This window comes from Sulfitobacter brevis (genome assembly GCF_900112755.1).
Classification (GTDB): domain Bacteria; phylum Pseudomonadota; class Alphaproteobacteria; order Rhodobacterales; family Rhodobacteraceae; genus Sulfitobacter; species Sulfitobacter brevis.
On sequence record NZ_FOMW01000007.1, the window covers coordinates 231,420 to 243,511 of the forward strand.

The window sequence follows — 12,092 nt, forward strand, 5'->3', positions numbered from 1 at the left end:
GATCGGCCAATGCCAATTAAATATCTCCATACAATGGTGCGCGTAAAAGACCTGGATAAATCCATCGCGTTTTTCGAACTACTGGGGTTGAAAGAACGCCGCCGGATGGAGAACGAGGGCGGGCGCTTTACCTTGGTCTTCCTGTGCCCTCCGGGGCAGGACGACGGCCACGCCGATGTTGAGCTGACCTATAACTGGGACGGCGATGACGCCCTGCCCAGCGACAGCCGCCATTTCGGGCATCTGGCCTATACCGTGGAAAATATCTACGAGACATGCCAGCACTTGCAAGACAATGGCATTACCATCAACCGCCCGCCGCGCGACGGATATATGGCGTTCGTGCGCAGCCCCGACAATGTCTCGGTTGAACTGCTGCAAGAAGGGGATCGGCTGGCGCCGGCGGAACCTTGGGCGAGCATGGAAAACACAGGCAGTTGGTAAACCGGACACTCCTTGCATGTACAATGGCGGTGGGCTTCGCAGGCTCCGCTGTTGCTGCGCAGGAGTGCCGTTTGGCTTTGCTGCTGGCGCTGGATGTTTCCAGTTCGGTTGACCCCGCAGAAGACCAGCTTCAGCGTGGCGGCACCGCCGCCGCGTTGATTTCTGCGGAGGTCGAGGCTGCGTTTTTTGCTGCTGACCAGCCTGTGGCACTGGCGGTTTACGAATGGTCAGGGCGCTACAACCAAGAAGTGGTCCTAGACTGGACGATGATCGATAGCCGCGCAAAACTGCTGCAGGCGGCAGAGGTCGTAGCAAAAAGCACGCGCAGACATAATGAGTTTCCCACTGCAATGGGCTATGCCCTGGGATTTGGCGCCGGATTGCTGGCGCAAGCCCCCGCCTGCCTGAGCCAGACCATCGACATCGCCGGAGATGGCCAGAACAACGAAGGTTTTTCCCCGCGCATTGCTTACAGAGAGTTTGGCTTTGACGGCGTTACCGTGAATGGCCTGGTGGTAAACGCCGCAGATTTCGAGGGCGAGGTTGGTTTGATCGCCTATTATCAATCCGAAGTGATCCACGGTCCGGGAGCTTTTATGATGATCGCCGAAGGTTTTGAAGATTTCGAGCGCGCCATGGGTCGCAAGCTTGTGCGCGAGTTAAGCCCCGCTGCGATCGGCGAGGTTTCCGGCACTTCCGGCGCGGCCGGATGATTCGCCGCCTCGCACTGATGGTCGCTTTGTTTGGCACGGGCACTGCCGCGGCCGCAGCCGAATGTCGGCAGGCCTTGGCGCTCGGGCTAGACGTATCTGGCTCTGTCGACGCGCGTGAATACCGTCTTCAGCTTGGCGGGTTGGCACAGGCACTGGCGATGCCATCGGTTCGCGAAAAGATGCTTTCGGACCTGCAAGCGCCGGTGATGATCATGGTATACGAGTGGTCAGGCGCTGCGGATCAGGCCATCATCGTGCCGTGGACCGCCATCAATGACGACCCCACAATCGATGCCCTCGTGGAAACCCTGCGCCAGACGACACGCCGTGCGTCGACCCCTGGCACTGCACTGGGCTCGGCCATGGCACTTGGAGCCGGATTTCTGGAGCAACAGTCTGCGTGCTGGAAACACACGCTGGATATCTCTGGTGACGGCACCTCCAACTTCGGCCCGCGCCCCCGCGATGTGCGCCAGACCCTCTCGGCTAAAACACTCACCATCAATGGGCTGGTGATCGGTACGCAGACCGCAAATATCGCTGACGTCCGTCAGACGGAGGTCGCCGCACTCGAAGCCTATTTCCGCGCCGAGGTGATATTGGGACCCGATGCGTTTGTGCAAACTGCGGCGGGTTTTAACGATTACGCCCGCGCAATGACCGAAAAACTTCTGAGGGAGGTGGACGGTATGGTATTAACCAAGCTCCAACCTCCCCATCGGGACGACTGAGTGATCGGGCTCAATAGATATAGCGGATCTGATCGCTCCAGTATCTTTCCATCCGCTTCAACGCGCCGGTAATCTCACCAACGCCATTTTGCCCCAGCACGCCTTTCTGCTCCAAACCGTCAGCATGGCGCGCGAAAAGCTCTTCCACGACCGAACGGATATAGCGGCCGTTTTCGGTGAGCCTGACCCGCACACTGCGCCGGTCAATCTCGCAGCGCTGGTGGTGCATAAAACCCATATCAACCAGCTTTTTCAGATTATAACTGACGTTGCTGCCTTGATAGTACCCACGACTTTTCAGCTCGCCAGCAGTCACTTCGTTGTCGCCGATATTGAACAGCAACAGCCCTTGAACCGCGTTGATCTCGATCACACCGACCCGCTCGAACTCGTCTTTTATCACGTCCAGCAAAAGCCGGTGTAATCGTTCTACCAGCGACAGGGCTTCAAGATAATCGATCATGAACCCCTGCTTGAGGGGGACAGCCCCGATTTTATCCTGAACGCTCATACCACTGCTCCAATTGATCTGATCTCATTGGAAACTGGACAAAAAATCGGAAGATTTCGTTAAAGCTGGTCGAGATAATTTGCTAACCGGTTTTTGCGGACGCCAGGCGGCTGCGGATATCGGCGATCAGCGGTTGGAATTCGGCCGGTGCGTCGGCCTGTCCGCTGACCCAAAGATAGAGATCATGGTCGTTTTCATCCAGCATCCGGTCATAGAGCGACAGATCGGCGTCAGACATACCGACCAGTGCTTGTCCGGCATAGGCACTCAGGATCAAATCCATCTCTTTTATGCCGCGCCGCATCGAGCGCATGTGCAGGCGCTTGATGCGGTGGGCAGGCAGTTCGTCAGACATTGTTAGATTCCTGCACCACGCCGCGCAGACGCTTTTCAAGCCGCCCGATCCGGGCCGCTTTTTGCAGCATTTCCGTGCGGATTTCGCGCATCTCTGCGAGAATTCCGGCAATATCGCTGTTGGAGTTCACAGCCGTGTCGGGCGCGGAAATCCCCTCGCCCTCGCCGTTGATCAACCACATCATCGAGACATTCAGCAACCCCGCCAGCATCGACAGACGGTTGGCACGCGGCTCGCTCAAATCATCTTCCCAGCCGCGCAAAGTCGCCAACCGCACGCCCAGCCGTTTTGCCAGCACTGCTTGCGTCATATCCGCCTGCTCACGCGCGGCGGCCACACGGTCACCAAAAGTCGCGGCGTCGGGGCCATACCAATTTGCGTCGTCATCCATCATCGTCATCTCCTGCTTGCGCGCGATCTTTCTTGATCGCGCCGGGGGTGCGCCCTATGAGTGTGCCCGCACACCTAACCAATCCGAGGCCCGAATGGAACTGCTCTCTGCGACGCTCGCGCGTGTCAAACCGTCACCCACAATCGCTGTGACCACCAAAGCCGCCGAGCTTAAGGCCGCGGGGCGCGATATTATCGGCCTCGGCGCCGGAGAGCCGGATTTCGACACGCCGCAGAACATCAAGGATGCTGCTGTCGCCGCGATTGCTGCTGGCAAGACGAAGTATACCGCTGTTGATGGTATCGCCGAGCTGAAACAGGCGATCTGCGCTAAACTCAAGCGCGACAACGGGCTTGATTACACCCCTGCGCAGGTCAGCGTCGGCACCGGCGGCAAGCAGATCCTCTATAACGCGCTGATGGCCACGATGAACCCCGGTGAAGAGGTGGTGATCCCCGCGCCCTATTGGGTCAGCTACCCCGATATGGTGCTGCTGGCCGGTGGAACCCCCGTTATTGCCACTGCGACGCTGGAGGATGACTTTAAACTCACCCCCGCCGCGCTTGAGGCCGCAATCACACCAAAAACCAAGTGGTTCATCTTCAACTCGCCGTCCAATCCGACAGGGGCCGGCTACAGCCGCGAGGAGCTAAAGGGGCTGACCGACGTGCTGCTCCGCCACCCCCACGTCTGGGTGATGAGCGACGATATGTATGAACACCTCGCCTATGACGGTTTCGAGTTCTGCACCCCTGCCGAGGTCGAGCCGCAGCTTTACGACCGCACCCTGACGGTTAACGGCGTGTCAAAAGCCTATGCCATGACAGGCTGGCGCATCGGCTATGCTGCTGGACCCGAAAAGCTGATCGGCGCCATGCGCAAAATCCAGTCGCAGTCGACCTCGAACCCTTGCACCATTAGCCAGTGGGCCGCGGTTGAGGCGCTGAACGGCACGCAGGACTACATTGCGCCTAACAATGAGATGTTTGTGCGCCGCCGTAACCTTGTCGTGGAAATGCTCAACGAAATCGACGGCGTGATCTGCCCGACCCCCGAAGGCGCATTTTACGTCTATCCCTCCATTGCGGGGTTGATCGGCAAAACGTCTGCCGCTGGTACCAAGATCACCGACGACGAGACTTTCGCCGCAGCATTGCTTGAAGAAACCGGCGTTGCGGTGGTCTTTGGTGCGGCCTTCGGGCTTTCGCCCAATTTCCGCGTCAGCTACGCTACCACGGATAAGGCACTGAAAGAGGCATGCACGCGCATCCAAAGCTTCTGTGCCGGACTGACCTGAGGAAACCGAATGCCTGTGCAAATCCGAAACTGTCCGCCCTGCCCCGCAAAGGCAGGGCACTGATATGGCAGGTGAATTACCGGAGTACTACTTTCGCGTGCGCGAGAATGGCGCAGCGGTTTACCGTGTTGATACCGAAAATCGCCAACGCCGGATCGAGATGGACCAGATCGCTGTCCTCAACATCCGCAACGGCGAGATTAAGCCGCACGGAGACCGCACCCTATCCGAGGCGGATCTCAAGACGATCCGCACATGGATGGAGGAACGTCTGCAAATCCTTGCCCATCGCGACATCGACGACATCTACCGCGCCGTCGACTACCTCAACCTGACGACGCAGTGGGTGCAGTCCAAAGCCACCGATGACCAGCTTGAAGCCGTCACCGACGCGCTGCTGCTGGCCATGCACGACCTACGCTCGACCCTCGTGCGCAAAAAAGCCGACAGCCTGACGAAAGACTGATGAGCCCGATACTGTCGGTTACACTGCCAGCCGTGGGATCTGCTGAATAGTCACCCGCCAGAACCGCCAGTTCAACAGAACCGCCGCGACTCCCAAGCCGATGACGAGGCCAGCCCAGACACCAACACCGCCCCAGCCGAACGTGAACCCGAGCAGGTAGGAACAGGGCACACCGATCACCCAATAGCTGATTGCGGCAAAGATCATCGGCATCGTGGTGTCCTGCACCCCGCGCAACAACCCCAGCGCCACGGCCTGCGCCCCGTCGACAAGCTGGAACAAGGCCGCCATGACCAGCAGCCCGATCCCGACTGACAGGATTTCGGCCCGCGCCGGCTCGCTGCGTTGCATAAACAGCGAAATCAGCCATTCCGGCCAGCCAACAAAGAAGACAATTGTAACGGCAGAAAACAGTATCGACATCGCCGTGACGATCTTGGCGCCCCGCGCCATATGCGCACCGTCGCGCCGCCCCAAAGCATTGCCCGCCCGAATGGTTGCCACATTGCTCAAGCCGAGATGCACCATGAAGGTCAGAGAAGCGAGTTGCAGGGCGATACCATGTGCTGCCAGCGGAATTGTCCCCAACCATCCCATCATGACGGCAGAGGCAGCAAAGAGGCCAACCTCGCTCAGCGCTGTCAGGCCGATAGGCCAGCCCAGACGCGCAACGCGGGCCAGCATCTGCGCGTCGCCGCGCCATAGGCGGACGAACAACTGGTGCTGCGGCAATACCAGAACCACATAGGCGACCACGCCCACCAGCGAGATGATATGCGTGCAGACAGATGCCACCGCCGCCCCGCTCACCCCCATCTCGGGCGCGCCCCAGTTGCCAAAGATGAAGGCATAATTGGCAAAACCGTTCACTACCGCTGCCAGCAGCGTGATCCACAGGACAACTTGCGTCCGTTCAAGTGCGGCCAGATAGGACTTGAGCACCATGACCAGCAGTGCTGGCACAATACCCCAACCTGCAATCGACAGATACTCGCCCGCCAATGCGGCAAGCGCGTCCCCCTGCCCGATCTGGCGCATGATCAACGGCGACCAGATCATCGCAGGCAGTGCCAAAAGGCCAAAAGCCAGAGACAGCCACAGCCCCATTCGGGTTGCACGTCGAATGCCACGCTCGTCGCCTTCGGCGGCAAAGGAGGCCACCATTGGCATCACGGCCCAAGCAAATCCCGACCCGAAAATGAAGAGGATAAAGAAATAGGTGGCACCCAAAGTGACGGCGGCCAGCGCCTCGACCGAATACCAGCCCAGCATCACCGTATCGGTCACGCCGATTGCCATCTGTGCCAGATGTCCGCCGATCAACGGCAGTCCGAGGGTGGAAATGGCCCGAAGGTGGCCCTTGTATGTCATGATCTGCTGCATCGCCCAGCATTACGATGCACACCCTCAGAGGGAAAGGGGCGATTGCCCGCGAGCGCAGGCAAGAACGAGGCGCGCGGGCGGCAGGTATTTGGCTTGGGGCGCGTGAAGATCGGGTCGCTACCTCAGACCCCGAGAGATTTGGTGTCAAAATTACGCGCAGACCATTTGCACTTCCGTTTAAAGTGGCCTTGCCTCCGGTTTGGCTGATCGCCACAGTGGCGTAAGATTTATACGTCTGGGGCAGCCATGAACTCTGAAAATCGTATCGATATGCTGCGTCCCGATGCACCGGAATTGGCGGCGAGGGGGCGCTTTGCGGTTGGGGTGCAGACGACGCGCGCCAATGTGGCAGCGCCAGATGCGCCGCCGCGCATGCTGACACTGGAGCTTTGGTATCCGGCGGTTCAAGGCACGAAATCCGGCACCCGCTATGATACGTTGCTGCGCGATGGCGTGACCGCTGTGAGCTATCACGGCAGCGCCTGTCGCGACGCGGCAGTGGCGGATATCTCGGCCCCCTTGGTGGTGCTGTCGCATGGCTTTCCCGGCAATCGCTATCTTATGTCCCACTTGGCAGAAAGTCTCGCGGCTAAGGGCTTTGTCGTCGCAGCACCGGACCACGCAGGCAGCACCTATGAGGATCATCAGGACTTTGGCGAGACCTTGCTGCATCGCCCGCTTGACCAGCGTGGTGTAATTGACGCGGTTGCGGGCATGTCTGGCGATGTGGCGCGCATTGCAGATACCTCACGAGTTGGCGTGATCGGCTTTTCGATGGGCGGTTATGGCGCGTTGGTTTTGGGCGGCGCGGGGTTAAGTGCTGCGGCTTTGGTCCATGTTCGCGCCCCGGCGGATGGCAGCCTTGCCCGCCACCGCGCGGGCAGCGCCTCCCATACCGCACTGCAAGATCCGCGCATCAAGGCGTTAATCCCGATCGGCCCTTGGGGGCGTGGGGGCGGTTTTTGGGACGCGGCGGGGATGGCGGGTCTAAAGGTGCCGACGTTACTCATGGCAGGCACTGCCGACGAGGTTTCCGTCTACGCCGCGATGCGCCAGATATTTACAGAGGCTACAGGGGCCGAGCGTCACTTGCTGAGCTTTGAGCATGCAGGCCATAACGCCGCCGCTCCGGTTCCGGCCCCTGCCGAAAGCTGGGCGTTTTCCGAAGAACTCGGCTGGGCGCCCTTCGGCCATTATGCCGATGCAGTCTGGGACACAGTGCGGATGAATAACATCGCACAGCATTCCGCTGCGGCGTTTCTGGGTCTGCATCTGCGGGGCGACAGCAGCCTGCGCCGCTATCTTGACGGTAACACCTGGCCGGGCTTCCCTGCTGAAACGGCACGCGGGCTACGATTTGAAACTTATGCGAAAGGTGCGAGCCTATGACTGATGATGCAACCAAAGCGGACCGCAGCGAAGAGGTCCTGCTGAACGGCCAGCCGTTCTTCATACGTCATTGGGGGAACGAAGGTCTGCCCAAGCTTTTGATGCTGCACGGCTTTCCTGAATATGGCGGCAGCTGGTCCGACCTTGCGCCACTTCTATCACAACACTTTCATTGCATCGCCCCTGACCTGCGCGGCTATGGGAAAAGCTGGGCGCCACAGGACGTGAGCGCCTACACAACTTCGGCGCTGGTAGGTGACATGGTGGCGTTGATTGGTGACACGCCGCTGACCGTGCTCGGCCATGATTGGGGCGCTGCGGTGGCTTACGGGCTGGCGATGTTCCAACCTGCGCTGGTGGAGCGTCTGATCATCCTCAACGGGGTGCATCCGGTGCCTTTTCAACGTGCAATGGCGGCAGGTGGCGCGCAAACCGCAGCCTCTCAGTATATCCATTATCTGCGTGAGGTCGGCTCTGAAGACCGGCTATCCGCCAATGATTACGCCAAGCTGATGGCACTGTTTTCCGCCAATATGGACCTGTCGTGGTTCACCCCTGATCGTGCCGCACAGTACCAAGCCGAATGGGCGCGGCCGGGGCGGTTGCGGGCGATGATCAACTGGTATCGCGCCTCACCGCTCAAGGTCGCCTACCCCGATCAACCGATCACCGGCCTGCGCGAGTTTCCGGCCGAAAAGCTACAGGTGCGTTGCCCGCATCTGCTGGTCTGGGGCGACAACGACACCGCACTGCAACCCGAAGCGACCGAGGGGCTGGAAGACTTCGCCGCCGATCTGACGCGGGTCGAGATTGCCGGCGCGGACCACTGGCTGCACCACCAGAAGCCCGCCGAGGTCGCCCGTGCCATACTCGCATGGCACGGGGGTAAATAAAGGCTTAGCCGTGTGACCAGTCGTCAGGGTTTTCGGAATTGCCCGGGCTCAGACCGATGATATCGCCATCGGTCGAACAGCCCAAACCCAGCACGGTGCGGTTGGCATAAGAAAAATACGCGGTGACCTGATTGATCTCTAGGATCGCGCCATCGTCCCAGCCGGCGTCGCGCAGGGCGGTAACATCCGCTTGGGCCATCGTGGCGGGGGCTTCGGTCAGCTTGCGGGCATAGACCATTGCGGCCTTTTGCGCCGGATCCAAGGGCATCGCCGCCAGATCGCGCAGGCCAATCGCCTCTCTGATCGCATCGGCGCGGGGATCATCGCGCAGCAGCCGTTTCATCCCTGCAAAGTGGTGATCTACACAGTAGGCGCAGGAATTGAGCGACGATACCCAAACCCCCAGAACCTCCAGAAACCACTTGGGGATCGTGTTGTCGCGGTGGTGCAGCACCTGCTTGTAGATCGCCATATGCCCCTCCATCGTGTGGGGGCGCAGCGAGTGCATCATCATGATGTTGTCGACGTTATTGTCGGGTCCGGTCACGCGGGCGTAAAGGTCGCGCAGCTTGCCTGTGGCTTCGTCAAAGGGGATGGTTTTAATCCAGGGCATGGGGTCTCCGAATGGGCTGAAATTGGGCGTCGCGGGTCGGCCGAGAACAGCAGACTTGATCGCAACACGGGAAAAGGAGATACTTTTTGTATTTAATACAAGGAATTTTTTCATGTTACTGCGCATCATTCCCTTGGCGGCAATCCTGATTACGGCAGTTGGCCTGCTGGCGACCTTTGGGTTGCCTTGAGGCAAGACACAGGTTTGCAGGCCCGCAAGCGCGGCACGTTGGCCTGATTTAAGGCCATAACGCCGCCAAGTCGGGCCCGAACACCAAGAAGGCTGTGGATTAAGGCAATCAAGCGATTGCCCAAGGCTGTGCGGCCTGTCAAAATGACCGGCAAAGCAAAAGAAAGAGCAGCGCATGACCGATCTCCTTTCAGGCAAGCCGACCAAAGAATATGACGCCTCCTCCATTCAGGTGTTGGAGGATATGGAGCACGTGCGCCTGCGGCCGGGGATGTATATCGGCGGCAAGGACGACCGCGCCCTGCACCACATGGTCGCCGAGATCATCGACAACTCGATGGACGAAGCGGTGGCGGGGCACGCTACTTGGATTGAACTGGAGCTGCATGGCAATGGCCATGTCACCGTGCGCGACAACGGGCGCGGCATTCCGATTGACCCGCACCCCAAGGACCCGACAAAATCAGCGCTGGAAATCATCTTCTGTACGCTGAACGCGGGCGGCAAATTCTCTGGCGACAGCTATGAGACCTCGGGCGGCCTGCACGGTGTCGGCTCTTCGGTCGTCAACGCGCTGTCGGACCACCTGCGCGTCGAAGTCGCCCGCAACCGCGAGCTTTTCGCGATGGAGTTCAGCCGTGGCATCCCGCAAGGCAAGCTGGAGAAAATCGGCGCGGCCCCGAACCGGCGCGGCACTGCGGTAACGTTCCATCCCGATCCGGACATCTTTGGCGCGCTCACGCTGAAGCCCGCGCGGCTGTTTGCGATGGCACGTTCCAAAGCCTATCTGTTTTCGGGCGTCGAAATCCGCTGGAAATGCGAAATTGCCGATGGCGACACCCCCCAGGAAGCAACTTTTCACTTCCCCGGCGGCCTGTCGGATTACCTGAACGAAACGCTTGGCAGCGCCACCACCTATGCCGAAAAGCCCTTTGGCGGGATGGTCGATTTCCGCGACAAGTTCAACACGCCGGGCAAGGTGGAATGGTCGATCAACTGGACCCCGTCGCGCGACGGGTTCATCCAGTCGTACTGTAACACCATCCCCACTCCCGAAGGCGGCACCCATGAGGCGGGCTTCTGGGCCGCGATCCTCAAGGGCATCAAGGCCTACGGCGAATTGGTCGGCAACCGCAAAGCCAGCCAGATTACTCGCGACGACTTGATCACCGGCGGTTGTGCACTGGTCTCATGTTTCATCCGCGAACCGGAATTCGTCGGCCAGACCAAAGACCGTCTGGCGACAGTCGATGCACAGCGCATGGTCGAAAACGCCGTGCGCGACCACTTTGACCACTGGCTGACCTCTGACACCAAATCCGCAGGCGCGATCCTCGATTTCATCGTCCTACGCGCCGAGGAACGTCTGCGCCGCCGTCAGGAAAAAGAAACCGCCCGCAAAACCGCCACCAAAAAGCTGCGGCTGCCCGGCAAGCTGACCGATTGCACAAGCAAAACCCGTGAGGGCACCGAGCTGTTCATCGTCGAGGGCGATTCCGCTGGTGGCTCCGGCAAGGGCGCGCGCAACCGCCACAATCAGGCACTGCTGCCGCTTAAGGGTAAAATCCTCAACGTGCTGGGGGCCGCCTCCAACAAGCTGACCACCAACGCCGAAATTTCGGACCTCTGCGAAGCCTTGGGCGTCGGCATGGGCAGCCGGTTCAACCTTGATGATCTGCGCTATGACAAGATCATCATCATGACCGATGCGGACGTCGACGGCGCGCATATCGCCGCGCTGTTGATGACCTTTTTCTACACGCAGATGCGCCCGCTGATTGACGCAGGCCACCTCTATCTGGCCTGCCCGCCGCTCTACCGTCTGACCCAAGGCGCCAAGCGCATCTATGTCGCGGATGACATTGAGAAAAACTACTGGATGGAGAAGGGTTTAGGCGGCAAAGGCAAGATCGACCTACAGCGCTTTAAGGGCTTGGGCGAGATGGACGCAAAAGACCTCAAAGAAACCACGATGGACCCCGACACCCGCAAACTGATCCGTGTGTCAGTGCAAGAGGACGTGCCGGGCGAAACCAGCGATCTGGTGGAGCGCCTGATGGGGAAGAAGCCGGAGTTGCGCTATGCCTATATTCAGGAGAACGCGCAGTTTGTTGAGGAATTGGATGTTTGAGTTTGAATGAAAGTATATGTCCTATAGAATAAAATTTTTGCTGGCACTTCGCTCACTAGAAAATCCAACATTTTTAGCTTGCAAGTGGCGGTGGCTCTATTGGCAAGTCTATAACTTTAGCTGGGCTAGCTATTACAAGTTATTTGACAACCCACTCGCAAAAGCATCTTTAATGGTGACTTTTGTAGGATACCTGATCTTTCTGAATGACATACTTACAGAACACCTAGGCTTCAGTATGGCTTTGATGATGTAACCGCCCTCCGGCGGCATCGATGTGCCAAGGTGGGTCTGCAATGATCCACAAAAAGGAGAGCGGTCATGTCGGATATTATCACGGTCGGACTCGATTTGGCGAAGAATGTATTCCAAGTGCATGGAGCTGACGGCGCAGGCCACGCGGTTTTGCGCAAGAAGTTACGGCGGACGCAGGTTCTGGCGTTTTTCAGCCAACTTCCGCGATGCTTGGTTGCTATGGAAGCGTGCGGCGGCGCGCATTTCTGGGGCCGTGAGATTGGCAAGTTGGGCCACGAAGTGCGTCTGATCCCGCCAGCTTACGTCAAACCCTTCGTCAAGCGTCAGAAGA

Annotated in this window: 13 protein-coding genes and 1 pseudogene; 9 read left to right on the forward strand and 5 right to left on the reverse strand. The window is 59.1% G+C overall.

Translation table 11 applies throughout. From position 1 onward, the window contains the following. The first annotated feature begins 9 nt into the window (after positions 1 to 9). Genes BM174_RS11610 through BM174_RS11620 form a run of 3 tightly spaced genes read left to right on the forward strand, consistent with a single transcriptional unit; the run spans position 10 to position 1,888 of the window. The gene (locus tag BM174_RS11610) at positions 10 to 444 is read left to right on the forward strand and encodes a VOC family protein (RefSeq protein ID WP_093924019.1); all 435 of its coding nucleotides are present in this window, start codon (positions 10 to 12) and stop codon (positions 442 to 444) included. 23 nt (positions 445 to 467) lie between these two features. Beyond that, positions 468 to 1,157, forward strand: coding sequence for a DUF1194 domain-containing protein (locus BM174_RS11615; protein ID WP_093924020.1), 690 nt, complete (start codon positions 468 to 470; stop codon positions 1,155 to 1,157). Further along, complete coding sequence (locus tag BM174_RS11620) at positions 1,154 to 1,888, forward strand: DUF1194 domain-containing protein (protein WP_093924021.1); 735 nt, start codon at positions 1,154 to 1,156, stop codon at positions 1,886 to 1,888. The genes BM174_RS11615 and BM174_RS11620 overlap by 4 nt, the downstream gene beginning before the upstream one ends. A gap of 10 nt (positions 1,889 to 1,898) precedes the next feature. Here BM174_RS11620 and BM174_RS11625 read toward each other — a convergent pair whose 3' ends face one another. The 3 genes from BM174_RS11625 to BM174_RS11635 all read right to left on the reverse strand — a co-directional run bounded on the left by BM174_RS11625 (position 1,899) and on the right by BM174_RS11635 (position 3,145). Continuing rightward, positions 1,899 to 2,399, reverse strand: coding sequence for a MarR family winged helix-turn-helix transcriptional regulator (locus tag BM174_RS11625; protein WP_093924022.1), 501 nt, complete (start codon positions 2,397 to 2,399; stop codon positions 1,899 to 1,901). A gap of 82 nt (positions 2,400 to 2,481) precedes the next feature. Beyond that, positions 2,482 to 2,754 (reverse strand): succinate dehydrogenase assembly factor 2, encoded by a 273-nt coding sequence (locus tag BM174_RS11630; protein WP_093924023.1) that lies wholly within the window; start codon positions 2,752 to 2,754, stop codon positions 2,482 to 2,484. Continuing rightward, positions 2,747 to 3,145 carry a helix-turn-helix domain-containing protein gene (locus tag BM174_RS11635; protein WP_093924051.1) on the reverse strand — a complete coding sequence of 133 codons (399 nt, stop codon included), beginning with the start codon at positions 3,143 to 3,145 and terminating at the stop codon, positions 2,747 to 2,749. Before BM174_RS11635 ends, BM174_RS11630 begins: the two co-directional genes overlap by 8 nt. A gap of 94 nt (positions 3,146 to 3,239) precedes the next feature. On the opposite strand from BM174_RS11635, the gene BM174_RS11640 reads away from it, so the two are divergent. Both BM174_RS11640 and BM174_RS11645 read left to right on the forward strand, forming a co-directional pair. Continuing rightward, positions 3,240 to 4,442, forward strand: coding sequence for a pyridoxal phosphate-dependent aminotransferase (locus BM174_RS11640; protein WP_093924024.1), 1,203 nt, complete (start codon positions 3,240 to 3,242; stop codon positions 4,440 to 4,442). 64 nt (positions 4,443 to 4,506) lie between these two features. After that, entirely contained in the window at positions 4,507 to 4,908 is a 402-nt protein-coding gene (locus BM174_RS11645; RefSeq protein ID WP_093924025.1) for a hypothetical protein, read from the forward strand. An 18-nt stretch (positions 4,909 to 4,926) separates the two neighbouring features. Here the strand turns inward: BM174_RS11645 and BM174_RS11650 are convergent, their stop codons facing one another. Further along, a complete protein-coding gene (locus BM174_RS11650; RefSeq protein ID WP_093924026.1) occupies positions 4,927 to 6,291 on the reverse strand; it encodes an MATE family efflux transporter in 1,365 nt (454 codons plus the stop codon). A 246-nt stretch (positions 6,292 to 6,537) separates the two neighbouring features. On the opposite strand from BM174_RS11650, the gene BM174_RS11655 reads away from it, so the two are divergent. Continuing rightward, on the forward strand, positions 6,538 to 7,680 hold the full coding sequence (locus tag BM174_RS11655) for an alpha/beta hydrolase family protein (RefSeq protein ID WP_093924027.1): 1,143 nt from the start codon (positions 6,538 to 6,540) through the stop codon (positions 7,678 to 7,680). After that, complete coding sequence (locus BM174_RS11660; RefSeq protein WP_093924028.1) at positions 7,677 to 8,573, forward strand: alpha/beta fold hydrolase; 897 nt, start codon at positions 7,677 to 7,679, stop codon at positions 8,571 to 8,573. Before BM174_RS11655 ends, BM174_RS11660 begins: the two co-directional genes overlap by 4 nt. Before the next feature lie 4 nt (positions 8,574 to 8,577). Here BM174_RS11660 and BM174_RS11665 read toward each other — a convergent pair whose 3' ends face one another. Then, entirely contained in the window at positions 8,578 to 9,186 is a 609-nt protein-coding gene (locus BM174_RS11665; protein WP_093924052.1) for a carboxymuconolactone decarboxylase family protein, read from the reverse strand. A 364-nt stretch (positions 9,187 to 9,550) separates the two neighbouring features. Here BM174_RS11665 and BM174_RS11670 point away from each other — a divergent pair, with 364 nt between their 5' ends. Together BM174_RS11670 and BM174_RS11680 are read left to right on the forward strand one after the other, a co-directional pair. Continuing rightward, positions 9,551 to 11,506, forward strand: coding sequence for a DNA gyrase/topoisomerase IV subunit B (locus tag BM174_RS11670; protein ID WP_093924029.1), 1,956 nt, complete (start codon positions 9,551 to 9,553; stop codon positions 11,504 to 11,506). 321 nt (positions 11,507 to 11,827) lie between these two features. After that, a pseudogene (locus tag BM174_RS11680) lies at positions 11,828 to 12,092 on the forward strand (IS110 family transposase); the annotation flags it as partial.